Raw genomic sequence first — 19168 nt, forward strand, 5'->3', positions numbered from 1 at the left:
AGTCTGACCTAGCGGACTATCTGACGGATATTCGCGAAGGCTTCGGCCGCGCGCAGATGGACCATCGCGCCGCGCGAGCGCGCAAGGGCTTCCAGCGCTTCGACGGATCGCTCTTCCGGAAACGGGCGGACCTGCGATTCAAAGCATTTGAAGGCGTCGAGCTTGCGTTCCAGCGTCTCGGCGATGTCGATGAAGACATTGGGAATGAAAGCTGGCGTGACGGGTGGCGCATACCAGTTGGTTTCCGACAGCGTCTCGTAACACAGGATGCGGGCCGGCGCGCGGTTGTGGCGCGGCCTCGCCGCTACCATTGCGGCCTGGAAGACGATCGCATGGTCGCCGTGGATGTCACCGTAGAATGGCAGGAACAGCGTGTCGGGCGAAACCGCCTGAACGATGTCGCCAATCTCTGCATTCACCTGCGCTGCCGGAACCGTGTCGAGGGCAGCCGCCGGCAGGTCGAGTTCATGCGTCTCGGCAATATCCAGCAGTGCATGGGCCTTTTTCATTTCGGCACGCACACGCGCCACGCCCTCTTCCGGGAAGGCGGGCGGCTGGCCGCGCGTTGCGACAAGCACGTGAACCGCATGCCCTTCGGCGGCGAGCCGCGCCATCGTGCCGCCGCACCCCAGCACCTCGTCGTCAGGATGCGGAGCAACGACCAGCACGCGTCCGAGATCGTGAATCTTGTTCAATCACCCCTCCCGAGGATTGCATGCATGCGCGGTGGCTTCCCGCTATCGCTTTCCCATTCGAGAAGACGCAGCAGGCCCGATCCGGTCTGGACCGTAAGTGTATCACCGTCGCGTTCGACGACCTGGCCGGGCCCGGCGTGGTGAAGCCTCGCGCCCGAAACAGGTTCGCATTTCCAGATGACGAGGCGATCCTCGCCCGCATTCGTGAATGCACCGGGATATGGACGGCCAACCGCGCGAACCAGACGGTCGACGGCAACGGCATCGTCCTTCCAGTCGATCAGCCCGTCCCGCGCGGTCCTTTTCGCCGCCCATGTGGCATAGCGTTCGTCCTGCACACGGCGCGGCTCGATGTCCTCGGCGAGTAGTGGCAGGCTCTGGTCGAGCATCTCGCGCAGCGCCATCATGTGCTTTTCGTAAAGCTGCGCCGCAGTCTCGTCGGGCGCGAGATGGAAATAGGACTGGGCAAGGATGTCACCGTCATCGGTGCCCTCCTCCATCCAGAACAGGCTTCCGGCGGTGATCTTCTCGTCGAGCAGAATCGTCCAAGGAAGGGCCGCCCTGCCCCGCAGCCTTGGCAATGCTGCCGGGTGGTAGCCGATCACCTTGCCTGGGCGTATGGCAAGGAAATCGCTTCCGCACAGCTGGGACCAGCCGACTACGAAGATGTAGTCAGGTCGTGCCTCGCGGATTGCAGCGAGAGTTTCGGGATCATTGGTTTTCCCTGTCCGCAAAATCTCCGCCCCGAGCGCCTCAGCCTGAGGGCCAAGATCGACGAAGTCGGAGTGCCGTGAGCTCAGTTCCTGAGGCAGCGTCACGACCAGCACCACTTCCCAGCCCTTCGCTTCGGCGAACGCGTCCAGCACCACTTCGGTGCTACCGACGGCTCCCACCACCACTGCGCGCTTTGCCTGCTGCCCCACTCAGCCCACCTTGCGCTTTTCTGCATAGGCAGGACGCGGCGCGAGGTTCTCTGCGGGCTTGTCGGACGGCCGAGGTTTCGTCGGGCCGCCAGTCAGCCTCAGCAAGTCCATTTCGTAGAGCAACATGCGATTGACGATCTCGACGTCATAGGTCCGCTCGGCGCGCGTGCGAGAGCGCGTCGCCATGTCGAACACGAGGTTGGGCTCGGCCACGAATTTCATCATCGCGCGGGCAAGGTCCTGCGCATTTCCGGGTTTGACGAGAAACCCGTTGGACCCGTCGTCGATCGCATCGCGGCAGCCGGGCATGTCGGTCGTGATCACTGCCCGACCCGTCGAAAGCGCTTCCAATATCGTGCGTGGAAGTCCCTCGCGGTAGGTGGACGGCAGGACGAAGACCGAACTGTCGGCGAGATAAGGCCGCACGTCGTCGGTCCCCGGCACGAATTCGACAGGATACTCCCGAGCGAAGCCGGCAATTTCGTCCTCGGCAAAGCCAGCCGGGTTCTCCCCGTCGATATGGCCTAGCACTGTGAATTCGCAGCGCTCGCAAGACTGCTTCACCACGCGTGACGCCTCGAGGAATTCGAGGATCCCCTTGTTACGCAGCAATCGCGCTACCAGCAGGAAGTGCATCCTGCCGTGGGGTGGCTCGACCTTGGGAAAGCGCTGCAGGTCGACCCCGGAGCCGGGGACCTGCAGGACGTTCTGATCGGGGCTGATGATGCCCAGATCCAGCATGTCCTGGCGGTCGTCCGAGTTGAAAACGAAGATCGTCTGCGCCCGGCGCACCGCCAACCGATAGAGGCGCGCCACTGCCGAACGGATCAGCGGGCGCACGCCGCTATCCGGGCTGAAGACATGGCCCAGTCCCGACATCAGCGGGAAGAAGCGCGGGATGCCGAGCAGGCGCGAGACCAGCCCGCCATAAACGATCGGCTTCTGCGTGTAGGCGAGCACCAGTTCGGGCCGCTCGCGCAGGAACAGGAAGAAATATTGCAGCATCAGCCAGAGATCGGCGAAGGGGTTCATCCCTGCCCGGCTCATCGACACCGTGCGAAACTCGATCCCGCTTTCGGCCAGTTCGCGTTCGACCTTCTCGTCGTGATCGGGAGCGACAGCCACGACCTCGTGTCCGTTCGCCTTCATCGCCCGCAGCAAGTCGCCGCGAAAATTCGTCAGCGAATATGCGAGGCTCGATAGTACGACGATCTTCAACTTCGCGGGTCCTTCCGGCCGGTTCTCGTGCCATGTTCTCCGGAGGACGGGAAAATTCGTCCTCCACGCAAGGACATATTCGGCGCGAAGCGGGCGCGGGTTCAATCGGCAATAGGGGGCATACTCCTTTGAGATGGCACCGGGGCGATCAGGCCAAATGGGTAAGACCCTGCCCATCCGTTCCGACATGGGATTAGCCCCACCACCACCTTGGGCTGATTGCGACCATTCCGGTTGATGTCTCATTGCGCCGCTGCCGAGCGTGCCGTGATCGACTATCCCAGAGCAGCACCGATTTCATGTCCCATCATCCGCACGCACAGGAAGGCCGATCGCCAGCATGACCGACGAGGTTAGATCCGCGAACGACGATTGGAATGCCGCCAGCGGCAGGACCCCTCCGATCCGCAAGGTCGTCGGCCTGGGACGTGCGCATCGCCAGGTCCGCCCCTATCGCCGCACCTCCATTCGGTGGCTCTTGCGGACCGTGCTGCTGGCATTGCTCGACATGACGGCGTTCATCGTCAGCCTTCTCGCGGTGGGAATGATGGTTCCGCTGTCGGGTTATGGGCTCGACGTGACCTTCCCTCCCGCGCTGCTGGGATTTGCCGCGACTGCGACCGCGACCCTGCTGGTGTTTCGCATGTACCGCCAGAGCTGGCGCTTCTTCGGCTTTGCCCATGCTGCGGGCGTTGTCGGCCTCGGACTGCTGGGTTCTGCACTGGGCTGGACGCTCCTGATCCTCGGCCAGGAGGCAACGCTCGGGCTCGGTCTTGTCGCCGCCGCACTAACGCAGTGGATGCTGGCGACGGGGCTGCTGATGGCCCTCAGGTCGTTGCGGCGGATTGCCCGTGAAAACATGGCAGGCACCAAGATCAGGCTTGGCGCGGCGGTCAGGGCCGACCTTCCCCAAGCCCTGCTGATCGGACCCGCGCAATGGGCCATGTCGGTCATCGAACTGATGCGGGCCGAGGATGATCCGCAATTCGCCATCGCCGGCATATTGCTGCCTTCCGAAGCCGACGTGATCGACCGGATCGGCGGCGTGCGCGTGCTTGGCAGTCACGACAAGCTGGTCGAAATCGCCAAGGCGGCCGAAGCGCAGGGTCGACCGTTCTCGCTCGCAATCACTCTCGATGACGGAATGTACCTCGGCAATCGCGAGATGACCCGGCTCACGCACCGGGCGCGCGAGCTCGGGCTCGAGCTTTCCCGCATCAAGAACCACTGGAGCCAGATACTCCAGCGCCCCGGCGCAGAGGACCCCAAGAACCTGTCGGTCCCCGACCTGCTCGGTCGCAACGAGTTCGAAATGGAAGGCGACGTCATCACGCGCCAGATCGAGGGACAGAGCGTCCTCGTCACCGGAGCCGGCGGCACCATCGGCGGCGAGCTCGCTCGACAGCTAGCGAGCTTCCGTCCGTCACGCCTCATCCTGCTCGAGCTGTGCGAATTCAATCTCTATTCGATCGAGATGACGCTGAGGGAGAAGTATCCCGATCTCGAGATCCATCCCGAACTTTGCGACATCCGTTCACGCGACGAAGTGAACCGCGTGTTCGAAAAGCACCGTCCTTCGGTGGTCTATCACGCCGCAGCACTCAAGCATGTGCCGATTGTCGAACTCAATCCCTGCGCAGGCGTCCACACCAATATCATCGGTACCAAGCACATCGCCGATGCCGTTACCGAATTCGGCGCGCGGGCGATGGTCCAGGTCTCGACCGACAAGGCCGTGAACCCCGTCGGGATGATGGGCGCCACCAAGCGTATCGGCGAGCTCTACAGCCAGGCGCTCGACATGTGCGGTGTCGACGATCCAGATGCCCCGCGCTTCATGACAGTTCGCTTCGGCAATGTGCTCGGTTCGAGCGGGTCGATCCTGCCGCTCTTCCGGCGCCAGCTGGAGGAAGGCAAGCCGCTCACCGTCACCCATCCGGACATCGAGCGTTTCTTCATGACCGTACGCGAGGCTGTGCAGCTCATCCTCCAGAGCAGCGCATCGGCTCTGGCCGAAGACCTCGAGCGTGGCAGCATCTACGTCCTCGACATGGGCAAGCCGGTGCGGATCGTCGACCTCGCCTATCGCCTGATCGCGCAGTACGGCCTCGAGCCGGAAGTCGATGTCGAAATCCAGTATGTCGGCCTGCGACCGGGCGAGAAACTCTACGAGGAGTTGTTCGACGATTGCGAGGAAGAGGTGCCTTCCAAGATCGGCGGCATCTTCGAAGCACGCTCGCATCCGATCCCGCTGCCCTTCATCAACAAGAGCATCGACCGGCTGTTCGAAGCCGTGAGGCGCAATGACGCCGCAGAGGCCGAACGCATCGCCCACCACCTGGTGAAAATTCCCAGCAGCGGTGCGCGCTTCGACCTTATCACGCCCAAGAAGAAGCCCAGCCTGGTCGATACGGCAGCGACCCCATGAACATCTTCACCCCCAAGGAGAAACCCGTCGCGGCCCTGCGTCCACGCGCCAGCCACTGGCCCCGTCACGAGCAGGACGAGATCGACGCCGTGGTTGCGGTTCTCGCCACGGGGCAGGTGAACGGTCTGGTCCATGCACAGCAGACGACCCTCTTCGCAGAGGAGTTCGCCGAGTACATCGACATGCCTCATGGCTTCTGCGTGGCGAATGGCACCGTAGCGCTCGAAGTAGCGATGCGGGCCCTCGGCATCGGTCCGGGCGACGAGGTAATCGTCCCGGCACGCAGCTTCTTCGCGACCGCCAGCGCAGTGCTTGCCGTGGGAGCGACGCCCGCCTTTGCCGATATCGACGCCAGCACGCACAATATAGATCCGGAATCGATCGAGCGGCTGGAGGGGCCCAAGACCAAGGCAATTCTCTGCGTCCACCTCGGCGGATTGCCCGCAGACATGCCGAGCATCTGCGCGATCGCGGAAAAGCATGGCCTCAAGGTGATCGAAGACTGCGCACAGGCCCACGGTGCTGCAATCGATGGCCGCAAGGCAGGCTCATGGGGCGATGCCTCCGCATTCTCCTTCTGCACCGACAAGATCATGTCGACGGGCGGCGAAGGCGGCATCTGCCTTTTCCGTGAAGAGGAAGCTGCCGAGCGCGGGTGGTCCTACAAGGATCATGGCAAATGCCGTGCAACTATGCGCGACGGGCAAGGCATGCCGGGGCAGTTCCGCTATGTCTGCAACCAGCCGGGGACCAATTTCCGCATGACCGAAATGCAGGCGGCAATCGGCCGCCGCCAGCTCCATACACTGCCGGGCTGGCTGGATCGTCGACGCATGAATGCCGAGATCCTGACCCATGCGCTCGAGAGCGATCCGCGCGTCTCCCTGCAACTGGCTCCGCCGGGCTACCAACACGCCTACTACAAGTTCAACTTCGCCCTCACCGATCCGGTTGGCGAGACGGTAGAAGACCTGCGGACGCGCCTGATCGAGCGGTTGCACGCAACGGGGATCGCCATCGGGACAGGCTCCTGCCCCGACATGAGCCTCGAACGGGCCTTCGAAGGCCTGGAGGTGAAGCGTGATGGCGAACTTCCTGTCGCCCGCGACCTCGGCCGCAGGTCCCTGATGCTGCAAGTGGATCATACCCTGCTGTGTGACGACATGCGCGCGACTGCCACTGCCCTGCTTCTCGCACTGGACGGGGAAGCCGGGTGACAGCAGTGCGCAAGCCAGACTTTGTCATCATCGGAGCAGCCAAGGCGGCAACCACCTGGATCCAGGCGCAGCTTCAGGCCAATCCGGCAATCTTCATGCCCGATCCGGAGCCGCACTTCTTCTCGCGCGAATACGAGAAGGGCGAAGATCATTACCTCGACTGGTTCCGCGACCACCCTGCCCGCGCGACCTTGCTCGGTGAGAAGTCCGCAGATTACCTGTCCGATCCCCACGTCGCAGCGCGGATGGCGAAGATGCTTCCGGACGCGCGCCTGGTAGTCCAGCTGCGCAATCCGGTCGGCAGGGCCTATTCGGACTACAAGATGTTCTACCGTCGCGGCGAGGTGAACGATCGACCGGAAGACTACCTTTCCGACCCGGACAATCCCCACCCTCGCTTCCTTCTGGACGGCCTTTACGGAAAGCACCTGTCCGGCTGGCTCGAGCATTTTCCGCGCGAGCAATTGCTCGTCTTCACCTACGAGGATGTCTCGCGCGATCCCGTCGGCGTCATCGAGAGGGTTTGCGGCCACATCGGCGCACCGATCACCATCGACGACGAGCTGATCTACAAGCGCGAGAACAACAGCCGCGAAATGCTTCTCCCGCTGCTGATGCGCAAGGTGCTTGCGCCGTTCAAAGAGCCGGTCCGTCCTTTGAGGGGCAAATTCTGGTTCGAAAGCGCCCGGTCGCTGCTGGCACGCGAGGTGCGCTATCCTCAACTCGATCCCAAGCTTCGCGAGCACATGGATGACTTCTATCGCGAAGACATCGAACTTACCGAGCAGCTCACCGGCCTCGACCTGTCGGCATGGAAAGCGCCGGCGGCAAGCGCGGTCGCCTGAGCGCACCTACCCCATAAGGATTAGTCGCGAGAACCGCTTTGTGGTCATCGACTTAATTGTCCACCAGCAGGTGTCCTGCATGCGCTAGGGTCACCCGTGAAGGTCCATCAGGACGGGTGCAATAATAACGGAGAAAACAATGTCCCGCTTACTCGGATTGCTCGGCATGGCGTTCTTCGCCGCCTTTTCAAGCGCAGCACTCACCGGGTGCGGCGGACCGGGTGGACTAGCGACAATTCCGGCACCTCCGGGCGGCGAATACCGCGTGAATACCGGCGATACGCTGAAGATCACCGTGCAGGACCTCGATGCGGCATCAGGCGACTACACGGTCGACGATTCCGGAACCATTTCCCTTCCTATGGTCAAGCAGATCGAGGTCCGCGGACTTACCTTCCGCGAAATCGGTTCGAAGGTCGAAGACCAGTATCGCAGCGCCGGCATTCTCAATGCGCCGGTCGTCAACGTGCAGCCCGCGGCCCTGCGCCCGTTCTACGTGCTGGGTGAAGTGAACCGTCCCGGCGAGTTTACCTATCGCCAGGGCATGACCGTACTCGCAGCCATTTCCGCAGCGGGCGGCTACACCTATCGCGCCGATTCCGGAGAGGTGGAAGTGACACGCAACATCGACGGCCGCGAAGTCGTCGGCAAGGCGGACGAGACCACGCTGGTCATGCCGGGCGACCGCATCCGCGTCTACGAGCGCTGGTTCTGATCGATGCGGGGGGCAACATTTCTCTCGCTTTCTGTCGCAGCAGCGGCGCTCGTTCATGCACCGCTGGCCGCCCAGTCGCTGCCCGATACGGCGCCTGCAATCCCGCGTGACGATCCCGAGTACGAGATCGATCCGACCCGCATCGGCCCGTTCGACGTGACGGTCGGCGTGCGCGCGAGCACGCAATACGACAGCAACCTCTATGCCCTGCCCGACAACGAGATCGACGACGTCGTTTTCGAACTGTCTCCTTATGTCACCGCGGCAATCGACAGCGGGAAATCCCGCTTCGAAATCGGGACGCAATCGGTGGTCCGCCGCCATGCCGACCAGACGACCGAGGATTCCGAAGCTGCACGCTTTTTCGGCGATTTCACATGGACGCCTGTCGAGGGAGAGTCGCTTGGCTTCGGCGCGCAGTTCGAGCGTGCCATCGAGGACAGGGGCGACCCGGAAGCTCGCGATGTCCTGGCACCGGGACCGCGTCAAATCGACATCCTGAGCGGCAATGGCCATTACCGCCGCGAACGCGGACGGATCCTGCTCGATCTTCAGGCCGATGTCGCGAAATATAACGCGCGGTCCGTGGTCGACGACAACCGCGATTTCACGTCCTACAGCGGCAGCGCCACCGTCGGCTTCCGGGTCGCAGGTTCTGTCTTCGTGACCGCAACGGGCTTTGCCAGCCGCCGCGATTTCCGGCTCGAGACCGATCTTGCCGGACTGGAGCGCAATTCCACGACATGGGGTGGCCGTGCAGGTCTCAGCTTCGCACCGGGCGGCCTCGTCGAGGGCGCGATCTCCGCAGGTGTCTTCCGCTTCGAACCCGACGAGCCGACTTTCGATGATCGCACCGGGTTCTCGCTCGCGGCGAACGTGACCTACCGGCCGCAGCGGCGCACCGCGCTGACGCTATCGGGCTCGAGCGGCGATGTCGCCACTTTCCGCAACGGGGCGACCGGGCGAACTGACACGACCCTCCGCCTGACCTGGCAGCAGGAAATCCGCCACAACCTCTATTCCTCGCTATCGGTGGGGTATCGCCGCAGCAAGTTCCGCGGAACGGACATCGAGCAAGAAACCGCTATCGTGCGCGGCGAGCTGGAGTTTCTCGTGAGCCGTCACCTGTCTGTGGTGGCCGATGCCAGCTACGGAGACCGGCAGAGCGACCTGTTGAGCGACGAGTTCGACCGGTTCCGTGGTGGGGTTGGCCTGAGGCTCAGGTACTGACGCAGCGGCGAAGCCGCGCCCATCAATCCCGAAGCGATATCCTAATCGGCGGTTCCTTCCATGGCCTTGCGCGACTCCCGCCACCAGACGACGTCGAGCGCGACGGCGGTCAGCAGGCCAAACGCGATGTGCGCAAGGTTCGCCCCCAGGGCGCCGTAGATCGGCATGGTCACGAATGCCGTGATGAAGAAGAGGACGGTAGACAGCGCCGCAACCTTCAGGACGACACCCGGCCTGCCCATCGAAAGCAGTGCTGATCGCGAGGGCGCCGCGTGAAGGATCAGGATCACCGCGACCATCTGGGCGATCAGGAGACCGTATGCCTCTGCAAACTCGCTACCGAGAACCAGCGCTATCGCCGGTTTGCCAAGGAAGATCGTCGCGACCAGTGCCGCAAGGCCGATCGCCAGCAGGGCGAGCTGCAATCGGGAGGTGACCGTGCGGAAGGCACGGATTTCAAGCTTGGCCCAGAGCCGCGCCATATCGGGATACATCACGGCCTGCACATTCGCCCCGATCTGCATCGCGACCTTCGCGACGCGTTTGGCGATGTGGTAGAAACCGGCCGACGACGCTCCCCCGAGAGCGCCGACCAGCAACGTGTCGGCTTCCTGCGTCATGGTCCGCAAGGTGCTCGAGATATTGGTCGACCAGGCGAAGCTCATGAAGCCCGGGAAGCGCTGCGGCAGGTTTCTCCACTCTGCTTTGAGCGGGTTTGCCACGCCCTGCCTCTTGAGGCTCCTGAAGCTGATAAAGAGGAACAGCGCGGTGTCGAAGATCTGCACCCCGGTCCAGATCAGGATGAACGCGAGCACGTCCAACCCCATTAGGAAGGCGCCGAAGGCGAGCACGATGCGGACGAAGCTCGAAACCGTCTGCAGATAGGCAAGCGTCCGGAACTGGCCTCCCAAGCGCAGGGCGGCAGTGGGAAACCCGCGGATGTTGAGGGCGATCGCCGCTGCGAAGATCATGACCAGCGGCAGGTCTTCCGACTGCAGGCCGATCGTTTGCATCAGCAGCAGTCCGCCACCGATGGTGAGAGCCGCGGCAAGCAGGCAACTCGCCGTGTCGAGCAGGAGTCCGTAGAGGAAGAGCGAACCCATGCGGTCGCTGTCGAATGACTGTTCTTCGCTGGCCGCGAAACGGATCAGCGGCTGCCACGATTCGAACCTCACGAGACGTTCGCTAAAGCGGCCCAGTGTGAGGACCAGAACGAAGACCCCGAACTGCTCGGTACCCAGCGTACGCGCCGCCAGCGCCGTCCCGAGGAGCATGAGCAGGCTGTTCGCGATATTCCCGCCGAACAGGTGGAGGATGCTGACGAGGCGCGATCCGAAGAAGGACTTGCCCAGCTTTCCGGAAAGCGCGGCTGCATCATTGGCCGCCGGGGTGTCCGCCACCTCGGCAGGATATCGGGAGGGTTGGCTCACTGCTCGCGCCACTTGAGAGCGTGCACGAGACCCAGCAGCACCGGGACAACCCACATGCGGGCGTACATATGCGGCACTGAGAAGGTGAAGCCAGTGAAGACGACAAGGAGGCCGAGCACCAGCGCAGCATCGGCTCTCAAACTCCGCAGGATGCTGAAACCGAGCACCCAGAGCATGATGAGCAGCACCAGCAGCCCGAGCAGCGATGGAAGCCCTCCCTCCGTCATCAACAAGAGCGGGAGAACATGCACCGGGGCCTGATGGGCGCTGACAGCGCGATAGCCGTCGGCACCGAAGCCGATCAGCGCCGTGTCACCCGACAGGCGCCACGCTTCCAGCGCCATTGCCCAGCGGCCGGAGAAAGTCCCCGCCTGGTCGAGATTGCCCTGGGCAAGTGCCTCCGCCACGCGTTGCTCGAACACGGCGGGCAAAGGAACCTCTGACGTCACACCAACCGCTATGGCGAAAAGGACTACCAGAACCCCGACCAGCGTGCCTCTTGGCCAGAGGAACAGCGATGCGAGCGGCAGGGCGATGCTTGCCAGGACGAAAGACGTAAAACTGGCGCTCGAGATCAGGCCCCATCCGGCGAGTGCTGCGCACAAGAAGACCAGCCAGCGCGGGAGGAGGCCCCGGTGGAAGATGTAGATCAGGCTCAGCAGGCAGAAGGTTGCCACCGCTCCGTTGGTGTTGGGATTGCCTGACAGGGCTCCGACGCGGCCAGTGGCGGTAATGAAATCGCGCCCCATGACCATCCACGTATCATGGTAGGTGAAGAAAAGGTTCGCACCGAAAGCGATGGCCTGCGAAAGCACCACCCCGAGCGCGAATGCGACAATACACCTGTCGAGCACTTGCCGGCGCCAACTCGCCAGCATCATCGGAATGGCGAGGAAAGCGAAGGCATATTGCGCAGCCACGCTTATCCAGCGCACCGCGACACCGTTGATGATCGAGCTGATCAACAAACCGCCAAGCATCAGCAATAGCCCAATATACCAGATCGGGGTGGCTGACCCGAAGGGCTGTACGTTGAGGTGCCCGCGCGCCACGAGGAACATGATCACGAACAGGAACAGGCCGTCCGAGAGACTGAGGTTCACATCGCCAAGCCGCACGATGTTCCATGTCAGCGTGAACATTCCTCCCAGCAGGCAGAAATAGGCGATCCTTTCCCAGCGCGAGGCATAGGTGCGAGCCTCGGCATGCCTGACGGCACCGCCCGGAGGCAGGAATTGCTGGTCTGCTGTCGAGCTTGCCAAGGTCATCCCGGGATTTTTCGGTTGCGCACTGTCGGCAAACCTACCGCTTGTTCCGCCCCGCGCCCAAGGGTCAGGCGGCTAGTGGATTGACGCATTTGAACCGCAGGTCTCGCAAGGGAATCACCCCGCTACCCCCAAAGAGACCCCGTCCGGCGGCTAAAATACTGTATGTAATTGCTGATTTCCTGCCACACGGCAGGTCTGAAGGGTAGCCATGACACCACCGCCTCACAGTTCATCGCGCAAACCGTCGCAATCGAAATGCCGGACCGGCCAATCCCGCAGGATCCGGGGCCTTCTGGGTGCGGCCTGCATTGCCGTGACCTCCTGCTCGGGACCGGGCAACGGGCTTGCGCAGCAGATCGACGACAGCGACGCCGAACAGGTGGCGCCTCCCGCCAGCAAGCTTGCTTTTCGCGGAGCACAAGGCTTCGGCGCTGTCAGCGAGGGGGGCCGCGGCGGCACGGTAATCGCGGTGACTACGCTGGAGGACTCCGGCCCGGGCAGCCTGCGTGCCTGTATCGAAGCAGACGGACCACGCGTCTGCGTATTCCGGGTTTCCGGCGTCATCCGCTTCACCCAGCGCCCTCCACGGATACGCAACCCGTATATCACCATCGCCGGGCAAACTGCACCCGGCGGAGGAATAACGCTGGCGCATAGCGGCGGCGATGCGGGCAGGACCCCGCTGGTCATCAAGGACACGCATGACGTCGTGGTGAGGCACTTGCGGGTCAGGACCGATCGCGCCGGCAATGAACGCGGCTCCGAAGACGCCGTCACTATCGAACAAAGTTCACGGGTGATCGTCGATCACGTCAGTGCCAGCTGGGCCAGAGACGAGATCGTCAACGGCTACGCCGACAATGACGCAATCACGATCAGCAATTCCATCTTCTCCTGGGGCATCCCGAGGCACGACAAGTGCGCCTTGCTGGCGGCGGATTCCTTCGAGCCGCAGCGCGTCAGCTTCATCGGCAATTTGTGCGCCCACAATGGCGACCGAAATCCGGATATCAATTTCACACCGGGTTCGTGCATCGAGATCTTCAACAACGTCTTCTACAATGCGGAATCGGAATTTGCGGAGGTCTGGGAAAGCCATGGCGGAAGCCCGGTGTCGATCGTCGGCAACATTTTCATCGCCGGGCCGGACACGCGGCGCGATGCCGTGGGTATCGTGCGTCAGACAATCGGCAGCAAAGGCAAGGCCACCGCCTACATCCGCGGGAATGCTTTTGACGGTCCTTTCACCCACCTCGATGGCTCGGTCGCCGACATCGCCACCGACACCCCGCCCTGCCAGTTCACCATGCAGCCTCTCTCAGCCCAAGACGCCTACTCGCAGGTCCTGCAGTCTGCCGGCGCACATCCAAGGGATGCGCTCGACAGGCAGGTTGTCTCCGAGGTCCAGCGCAAGGGCGGCAAACTGGCAAAGGCGCCCGGCAGCATTCCCGCTATCGAGGCTGGCACCCCCTATCCCGACGCCGACGAAGACGGCATGGACGACCGATGGGAACGCGACCACGGAGCGGATCCCGAAACGGCAGATGCCTGGTCAGACAGCGATGGAGACGGGATTTCCAATCTCGAGCAATTCCTCGACGACCTGAGCGACCAGCTCGTAGGTGGTTGATCAGGGCCGCGCTCTCAGGCGACAGACAGAACGAGGTCCTCGACTTCGCTTCCGTCGCCGAACCTCCGGACGATTTCGAACCCGTAATCTTCGTCGAGCCGGAATAGAGTGCCGTTATTGCGACCGGTCACCTTGTCCGTCCTCACGAGCAGGAGAAGCGCACCCGGTCCGCGCAGGTAAGCCCGCAAATGACCAAGGCCGGTAGAAATCCGGTCGTTCTCGAAATAGTCGAGATTGAGAATATTCGCCGCGCGAACGAAGTGGAACTTGCGCTCGAACGCGGGAGTCCGCGTGAAGATGTCATCTTCCGCGATGGTTACGCTGGGCTGGTCCCTTAGCCGCGGACTGACAAGCTCGACAGGTCGATTGCCTGCCTGTACCTTGGCCGACTTGCCGATGACCTTGCGCAGCGCCGCATTGAGGATCGACCTCCCTGTGAAGCGATCCAGCCGCCTGTCCCAGGCTCTTAGTGGTCGGCCCAAAATCTCGAACTGGAGGATATGCCCACTGTCCTCCACTAGCGCGCGACTGCCGAGCGGGCCGTCGAGAATGGATGCGGCAAAGCTGCGATCCGTGGCGGTGATACGGAAGTCGGCACCTGCCTGCTCGAGAGCCTCGGCGAGTTCCATCGTGGTCGTGCCGGAGGAGATGCCGACGTCGAGAAGTTCGAGCGTCTCTCCCGGAAATGCCTTCCCAAGCTCTGCCGCAACAAGGCCGTCGATTTCCTCGAAGCGGCGGACGTCGGTTTTCTTGAAGGTATCGTTGCCGGTCTTCAGGCTGCTGAAGAACGCGACCTCGAGGGCCGGTGTGATCTGCTCGGGCGGCAGCGAGAAGAAGCGCGAAGCTGCGATGGACATGGTTTCAGGATGCTCGTTTCCCAACGATAAACAGCCTATCCGCTGGCAAGTCGCAATTGAGCATGCGAGCAAGCCGCTGCCCCTCCGAGATAACGGCCGCAAGGCTTGGTAGCCTTTTGGATATTGGCCTATTTATCTGCCCATGAGATCCGGGATTACGCCATAATCGGGGCGATACAGCGCGGGAATTCTCTGCGCAGCAACGGCGAGGCCAGTTGAATGCCGATCAGAATATGCTTCCCTTTCACCGACGGAATGGTCGGCGGCAGCCATATCTCGGCATTGACCATGCTGCGCGAACTCGACCCGGCGCGGTTCGAACCGCAGGTGCTCCTGTCCGGGCCGGAAGGCGATCTGGGCAGGATGCTGGATGATGAGGGCATACCCTACTCCCGCATCGCCATGCCCGACCCGAGTTCCGAAACGCTGATCGGCCTCACCTCGAGTGTGCGCGCAGCGATTGCTCACCTCAAGGAGGGCCGCTTCGACTATGTGCACACCAATGAAGGGCGCAACCACGTGGTCTGGGGGCTGGCAGCCAAGTTGGCGGGAGTGGAGCAGGTCTGGCACCATCGCGGCCATCCCCGTGCGAAGGGCCTTCGCTTCGTCGCGCCCCTGACCGCCCGGGCCGTGGTTTCCGTGTCGCATTACGCATCGCCGCAGCCATCGAACTATTCGGCCGGTGACCGGTGCCGCGTCATCCATTCTCCCTTCGACACCTCCTGTGCCGACATCGACCGCAGCGAAAGCAGGCGTGAAGCGCTGGAAGAGCTGGGCTTCGACGCAGACAGTTTCATCGTCGGGTTCTTCGCCCAGTTCGGCGACCGCAAGAGACCGGAAACCTTTGTCGACGCGATCGCCGCGGCCTTGCGCGAAAATCCCGGGAGGAAGATCTACGGCCTGCTCTTCGGAGAGGAATACGAAGCAGGTTTCGAAGAGCGGGTCCGCGATGCCATTGAACGAAACGGCCTTCAGGACCGTGTGCTCATGATGGGCTTCCGCAAGCCTGCAGAGCGCTGGATTGCTGCTTGCGATGCGCTGCTGGTACCCGCCGTGAACGAGCCGTTCGGGCGCACGCTCGTCGAAGCCATGCTGGTCGGCACACCGGTCGTTGCTGCAGCGTCTGGAGGCAATATCGAGGCTATCGAACATGGTGAGACCGGCCTCTTGGCAAAGGCCGACGATCCCGAAGACATGGCGAAGCAGCTCGCGCTCCTCGATGACGATCCCACCCTCGGCGCGCGGATTGCGGCGAACGCGCGCGAGCATGCGCTGAGCAGTTTCGGAATCAACAAGCACGTGCGTGCGATCGAGGACCTGTACTCGGAAATCGCTGCATGAAGATCCTGCACGTCATCACGGGACTGAACGTCGGTGGCGCTGAAAACATGTTGGCCAAGCTGATCGAGAAAGATCCCAGGCCGCAAACGCAACACGTGCTTTCCCTGCTAAAGCCCGGCCCGCTGGCGGAACGGATCACAGCGACCGGCGCGACGGTGCACACGCTCGGAATGGAACGCGGGTTGCCCACGATCGCTGCGGCAAGGCGCCTGACCAAGCTTGTGCGCGAGATCGGCCCCGACGTCCTTCATGGATGGATGTATCACGGCAACCTGGCAGTCACTTACGCCCAGTTTGCCAACCGGAGTGCAATCCCGACCATCTGGAATATTCGCCATTCGCTGGAAGATGCCCGGCGCGAGACCCTTCGCACGAGAGCCCTGCTGGCCATCAGCCGGCGCCTGTCGCACCGTCCCAGCGCCATTGTCTACAACTCCGCCGCATCGGCAGCACAGCACGAAGCCTACGGTTTTTCCGCCGCGCAGCGGATCGTGATCCCGAATGGCTTCGACTGTTCTCTCTTCCGCCCCGATCCCGAGGCTAGTGAGAAGGTCGAAGCCCTGTTCGGGATACCTCCTGGTCGTCCCGTCATGGGGTGCATCGCTAGGCTCCATCCCATGAAAGGACATGCCAACCTTCTGGCCGCTGCCACGATAGCGATGCAGCGAGGCAGCGATTTCCACCTGTTGATGGTGGGTCACGGGCTGGCAGAGCCGCCGAATGATTTGCAGGAGTTGATCGCAAATCTTCCGTCAGGTCGCGTCACGACCTGTGATGCGCGGCTCGACGTTGCCGAATGGCTGCCGGGTATCGACATACTCGCGGTCCCGTCAGGCTGGGGCGAGGCCTTCCCGAACGTCATCGGTGAAGCACTCTCCTGCGGCGTGCCTGTAATCTCGACCGACGTGGGTGACAGCAGCGCCATCGTCGGGCCGGCCGGTGAGATCGTCTCGCCCGAGGACCCGGAGACACTTGCCGGGGCGATATCGAGAATGCTCGAGCTGTCACGGGACGAGCGCAGCCGCCTGGGGCTCGCCGGCAGGGACCGGGTCGTCGACAATTACTCGCTGGACGCGATCACACAGCGCTACGAGGACCTGTATCGTGAGGTAAGCAGCAAGCGGGGGAACCGGGCGCCGAATCCGAATCGCCAGGAGCATCCGGTCGGGAAGTCGAACACGCTCAGCTGATTTCCCAACCTACCCCAAGGGTTGCGTGAAATGAACCCACACAACCAAACAACTCGCCCCAAATAGTGCTCTGTTTGGCGGAATTCCGCGGTTCGGTGTTGATTTATTAACCATCCCCGACAGAGAAATATTCTCGATAACATTAAGTGCAGGAGGGTCGCCGGTGCAAATTGCGCCCAGCCTTCCCCTATCCACCTGAAATACCCTGTAAAGGTTGGCAAATGGCCAAGTTAAACCCCGGCGTCCTACTTGGGACTGCCGCAGCAACCCTGCTTGTCGCCGCATGTGGCGGCGGCGATTCCAGCGCTCCTCCGACGACCGGCGTACCCAGCCCGAGTCCGAGCCCCAGCCCGAGCCCGAGCCCCTCGCCTACTCCGACGCCCACCCCGTCGACGGCCGGCGCAGCGGCAGCTTTCGCGAACCCCGACGATGGCGGGATCCCCGACAAGGCGATCCACCCGATGGCCTTCCCGACGGCCATTGGATATGGCCGCGTCACCAGTGTCCGTTCGTCGAACGCAGTGGTCTACAAGATCAACTCGCTCGAAGACTCGGCCGATCCGAACGACGGCAAGATCACTTATCGTGAATGCGCCAAGGCGCTGCCGGTCAATTCGCCTTACAGCATCCCGGCAGGTCGCCCGCGTTACTGCGTGTTCGACGTGTCCGGCGCCATCACGCTCCAGTCCGAAGCGTGGATCACGACCGAGAAGATTTACATCGCGGGCCAGACCTCGCCCGGCGGGATCGAACTTCGCCTCGGCAACAATTACAATCCGGTGGACTCGCTGCTCGATACGCGCCGCGACGGGAACCACATGATCGCGCGCCATATCAGGCTGCGGTTCGCTCCCCACCCCAACCGGCCGTCTGATAACGGCGACCCGATCCGCCTCAACAACACCCGCTACCAGATCGTCGACCACGTGTCGGCGATGTACGGCACCGACGAGAGCATGGACGTCACCTGCTCCGACTGCACCGTGCAGTGGTCGATTGCCGGCCCGAACATCTGCCGCGACGCGGGCCACAGCTCGGCGCTTCACTGCAAGACCTGGTTCACCAAGCCGGGCAATCGCATGACGATCGCCTACAACCTGTCGCAGCATGGCGTGCAGCGTGGGATGAACGTGTCTCCGGGCGTACGCAACGGGGGTGTCGGCGATACCGGCCAGGTCGACGTGCTCAACAACGTCCTCTACAACTACACCGAAGAAGGTGGCCTGCTATCGAACCAGTTCGGTTCGGTCTATGTGAATTACATCGGCAACACCTGGTTCCGTGGTTCGTACTTCACCAACCGCAAGGGCAATTACTGGCCCGCGCTTTATAACCGCGCGGTCAGCGGCCTGCCCTACGGCTTCGATGTCTACATGAAGAACAACGTGACCCCGAGGAACCGGATCGCCGGCCAGTTCGGGTCGACGGTGACCGACAATTATCTCGATGCGGTCGGCTTCCTCGACGGCGTCGATTCCACGACGGTTTGCGGCGTGACTTCCAACGGCCTCGAAAACTGCGCCATCCAGGGCAAGGACGTCGTCCAGGGAGTCAGGTTCGCGCTGGCACCGGGACTTACCAGGACGTTCGAGGACTGGATGATCTCCAGCCCGATGCAGGGCATGCGCAATGTGCTTGCCTTCGCCGGTGCGGACCTGTGCCGTGACGGAAGCTGCCGCGACAATGTCGACAAGGCATTCATCGAGGATGTTCGGACCTGCGACGCGGCTCCGTATCTCGTCGACCTGCCCAACGACATTCGCACGGCCATCGCCGGCTATGCGAACCTGACGGCAACCGGCGGGGCGCTGCCCGACCGTGACAACGACGGCATGCCCGATGCGTGGGAAGAGCAGTTCACCAGCACCGATCCCGACAAGTGGGATGCGAACGACGATGCGGACGGTGACGGCTATCCCAACATCGAGGAATACCTCAATTTCGTGGCCCAGGATCACAATCGCTACCGCGGTATCTACGATGCCGGCACCGGTGCGCTTCCTGCCTATAATTGCGGTCGTCCGATGGTTTAATAGCCCTATGGTCTAAGTGCTCTGGCTAATCTCAATAGCCATCATTTTATCCTATGGGTGATATGGTGAGCGTCTCGGAACGTTCATACTGCGGGTGGAAACGCCCGGGCTATGCTGCCTTGGCGAAAGCCTTTTTAGCAGCCGAGAC

Annotated in this window: 15 protein-coding genes; 9 read left to right on the plus strand and 6 right to left on the minus strand. The window is 62.5% G+C overall.

Translation table 11 applies throughout. From position 1 onward, the window contains the following. Positions 1 to 8: 8 nt before the first annotated feature. From K3165_RS03305 to K3165_RS03315, 3 genes are read right to left on the minus strand one after another with little or no spacing between them, the layout of a single operon-like run. Positions 9 to 695, minus strand: coding sequence for a PIG-L deacetylase family protein (locus K3165_RS03305; RefSeq protein ID WP_221547404.1), 687 nt, complete (start codon positions 693 to 695; stop codon positions 9 to 11). Then, on the minus strand, positions 692 to 1618 hold the full coding sequence (locus tag K3165_RS03310; RefSeq protein ID WP_221547405.1) for a methionyl-tRNA formyltransferase: 927 nt from the start codon (positions 1616 to 1618) through the stop codon (positions 692 to 694). The genes K3165_RS03305 and K3165_RS03310 overlap by 4 nt, the downstream gene beginning before the upstream one ends. Then, positions 1619 to 2836 (minus strand): glycosyltransferase family 4 protein, encoded by a 1218-nt coding sequence (locus K3165_RS03315; protein ID WP_221547406.1) that lies wholly within the window; start codon positions 2834 to 2836, stop codon positions 1619 to 1621. Between the two features lie 340 nt (positions 2837 to 3176). Between K3165_RS03315 and K3165_RS03320 the strand changes: the two genes are divergently transcribed. The 5 genes from K3165_RS03320 (at position 3177) to K3165_RS03340 (ending at position 9271) form a co-directional block, all read left to right on the plus strand. Further along, a complete protein-coding gene (locus tag K3165_RS03320) occupies positions 3177 to 5264 on the plus strand; it encodes a polysaccharide biosynthesis protein (protein ID WP_247713870.1) in 2088 nt (695 codons plus the stop codon). Next, complete coding sequence (locus K3165_RS03325) at positions 5261 to 6481, plus strand: DegT/DnrJ/EryC1/StrS family aminotransferase (protein WP_221547407.1); 1221 nt, start codon at positions 5261 to 5263, stop codon at positions 6479 to 6481. The genes K3165_RS03320 and K3165_RS03325 overlap by 4 nt, the downstream gene beginning before the upstream one ends. Continuing rightward, positions 6478 to 7326, plus strand: coding sequence for a sulfotransferase domain-containing protein (locus K3165_RS03330; protein ID WP_221547408.1), 849 nt, complete (start codon positions 6478 to 6480; stop codon positions 7324 to 7326). Before K3165_RS03325 ends, K3165_RS03330 begins: the two co-directional genes overlap by 4 nt. 139 nt (positions 7327 to 7465) lie before the next feature. Beyond that, positions 7466 to 8041, plus strand: coding sequence for a polysaccharide biosynthesis/export family protein (locus K3165_RS03335; RefSeq protein ID WP_221547409.1), 576 nt, complete (start codon positions 7466 to 7468; stop codon positions 8039 to 8041). Positions 8042 to 8044: 3 nt separating this feature from the next. Continuing rightward, on the plus strand, positions 8045 to 9271 hold the full coding sequence (locus K3165_RS03340; RefSeq protein ID WP_221547410.1) for an outer membrane beta-barrel protein: 1227 nt from the start codon (positions 8045 to 8047) through the stop codon (positions 9269 to 9271). Between the two features lie 41 nt (positions 9272 to 9312). On the opposite strand, the gene K3165_RS03345 is transcribed toward K3165_RS03340, so the two are convergent. Next, positions 9313 to 10701, minus strand: coding sequence for a lipopolysaccharide biosynthesis protein (locus tag K3165_RS03345; RefSeq protein ID WP_221547411.1), 1389 nt, complete (start codon positions 10699 to 10701; stop codon positions 9313 to 9315). Beyond that, a complete protein-coding gene (locus K3165_RS03350) occupies positions 10698 to 11963 on the minus strand; it encodes a hypothetical protein (RefSeq protein ID WP_221547412.1) in 1266 nt (421 codons plus the stop codon). The genes K3165_RS03345 and K3165_RS03350 overlap by 4 nt, the downstream gene beginning before the upstream one ends. A 319-nt stretch (positions 11964 to 12282) precedes the next feature. Between K3165_RS03350 and K3165_RS03355 the strand changes: the two genes are divergently transcribed. Further along, positions 12283 to 13599, plus strand: coding sequence for a pectate lyase family protein (locus K3165_RS03355; protein ID WP_345720354.1), 1317 nt, complete (start codon positions 12283 to 12285; stop codon positions 13597 to 13599). A 14-nt stretch (positions 13600 to 13613) separates the two neighbouring features. On the opposite strand, the gene K3165_RS03360 is transcribed toward K3165_RS03355, so the two are convergent. After that, positions 13614 to 14456, minus strand: coding sequence for a hypothetical protein (locus K3165_RS03360; protein ID WP_221547414.1), 843 nt, complete (start codon positions 14454 to 14456; stop codon positions 13614 to 13616). A 219-nt stretch (positions 14457 to 14675) separates the two neighbouring features. Here K3165_RS03360 and K3165_RS03365 point away from each other — a divergent pair, with 219 nt between their 5' ends. From K3165_RS03365 to K3165_RS03375, 3 genes are all read left to right on the plus strand, one after another. Further along, the gene (locus K3165_RS03365) at positions 14676 to 15797 is read left to right on the plus strand and encodes a glycosyltransferase family 4 protein (RefSeq protein WP_221547415.1); all 1122 of its coding nucleotides are present in this window, start codon (positions 14676 to 14678) and stop codon (positions 15795 to 15797) included. Then, the gene (locus tag K3165_RS03370) at positions 15794 to 16987 is read left to right on the plus strand and encodes a glycosyltransferase (protein WP_221547416.1); all 1194 of its coding nucleotides are present in this window, start codon (positions 15794 to 15796) and stop codon (positions 16985 to 16987) included. The genes K3165_RS03365 and K3165_RS03370 overlap by 4 nt, the downstream gene beginning before the upstream one ends. Positions 16988 to 17208: 221 nt before the next feature. Further along, a complete protein-coding gene (locus tag K3165_RS03375) occupies positions 17209 to 19020 on the plus strand; it encodes a hypothetical protein (protein ID WP_221547417.1) in 1812 nt (603 codons plus the stop codon). Positions 19021 to 19168: the final 148 nt, after the last annotated feature.

Source organism: Qipengyuania xiamenensis (genome assembly GCF_019711495.1).
GTDB classification, from domain to species: Bacteria; Pseudomonadota; Alphaproteobacteria; order Sphingomonadales; family Sphingomonadaceae; genus Qipengyuania; species Qipengyuania xiamenensis.

Coding starts and splice junctions, on each gene's coding strand:
- K3165_RS03360 (WP_221547414.1), bottom strand. CDS start 14,456: ATGTCCATCGCAGCTTCGCGCTTCTTCTCGCTGCCGCCCGAGCAGATC.
- K3165_RS03335 (WP_221547409.1), top strand. CDS start 7,466: ATGTCCCGCTTACTCGGATTGCTCGGCATGGCGTTCTTCGCCGCCTTT.
- K3165_RS03370 (WP_221547416.1), top strand. CDS start 15,794: ATGAAGATCCTGCACGTCATCACGGGACTGAACGTCGGTGGCGCTGAA.
- K3165_RS03375 (WP_221547417.1), top strand. CDS start 17,209: ATGGCCAAGTTAAACCCCGGCGTCCTACTTGGGACTGCCGCAGCAACC.
- K3165_RS03340 (WP_221547410.1), top strand. CDS start 8,045: ATGCGGGGGGCAACATTTCTCTCGCTTTCTGTCGCAGCAGCGGCGCTC.
- K3165_RS03325 (WP_221547407.1), top strand. CDS start 5,261: ATGAACATCTTCACCCCCAAGGAGAAACCCGTCGCGGCCCTGCGTCCA.
- K3165_RS03320 (WP_247713870.1), top strand. CDS start 3,177: ATGACCGACGAGGTTAGATCCGCGAACGACGATTGGAATGCCGCCAGC.
- K3165_RS03365 (WP_221547415.1), top strand. CDS start 14,676: ATGCCGATCAGAATATGCTTCCCTTTCACCGACGGAATGGTCGGCGGC.